The organism is Streptomyces sp. NPDC032745 (genome assembly GCF_055579465.1).
Genome location: NZ_JBVING010000049.1, coordinates 1 through 1065 on the forward strand (window position 1 = coordinate 1; position 1065 = coordinate 1065).

1 protein-coding gene is annotated in these 1065 nt (G+C 65.7%); it reads right to left on the reverse strand.

Going from position 1 to position 1065, the window contains the following annotated elements:
- Nucleotides 1-1035: condensation domain-containing protein (locus ACZ5WG_RS40810; RefSeq protein WP_468729707.1), on the reverse strand; the 1035-nt coding region annotated here is incomplete at its 3' end.
- Nucleotides 1036-1065 lie beyond the last annotated feature (30 nt).

Genomic DNA, 1065 nt, shown 5'->3' on the forward strand with positions numbered 1-1065 from the left:
TCCGGGGACGACGTTCCAGTCGGTGGCTTCGCCGCCCGCAGCGACCCGCCCCAGATAGTTGAACCCCAACTGCGGCCGATCGAACCCCGAAAGAACCTCCCCCGCCTTCGGATTCATGTACCGCAACAAACCGAACCCGATCCCCGCGTCCGGAACCCCCCGCAACTGCTCCTTGACCCGCTTCAACACCTCACCGGCCGCAGACCCACCGGCCCACGCCTCACCCACATCAAAACGACCCGGATCCAACCACACCGGATACAGACTCGTGAACCAACCCACCGTCCGAGACAGATCAGCCCCCGCGACCACAGCCTCCTCACGACCATGACCCTCCACATCCACCAAAACACCACCCGCACCACGCCACCGCGCCACCGCCATCGCGAACCCGGCCAGCAACACGTCATGCACACCCGCCCGGAACACCGAACCCACCCGCGTCAACAACCCACGCGTCGACTCCGCATCCAAACGCACCACCAAAGAACCCGACGAACCAAACGTGTCCACCACCGGATCCAAAGCCCGCCCACCAAGCCGCACACCCTCACGACCCAGCACACCGGCCCAATACCCCAACTCACCCTCACGGCCCGCCGAAACAGCCTCACGCTCCAAACCGAGCGCCCAACCACGCAACGACGTCCCCACCGGCTCCAACACCACCGGCACCCCACCCGCCACCGCACCCCACGCAGCAGCCAGATCAGGCAGCAACACCCGCCACGACACCCCGTCCACCACCAAGTGATGCAGCACCACCAACAACCGCCCCGACACACCAGGACCCCGGTCGAACCACACCACCTGCACCATCACACCCTCGGTCGGCACCAACCGACCCCGAGCAGCACCAGCATGACCAGCCATCAACCCATCCAGGCCGGCCTCATCCACACCCACCGCGTCCACCCGCACCACACACGAGCCGACATCGACCGAGCCCCGCTCACCCACCACCAAACCACCATCAACCAACCGCAGACGCAACGCATCATGGTGATCCACCACCACACCCAACGCCTCGACCAACCACCCCAACCCCAACCCACCCGGAACCTG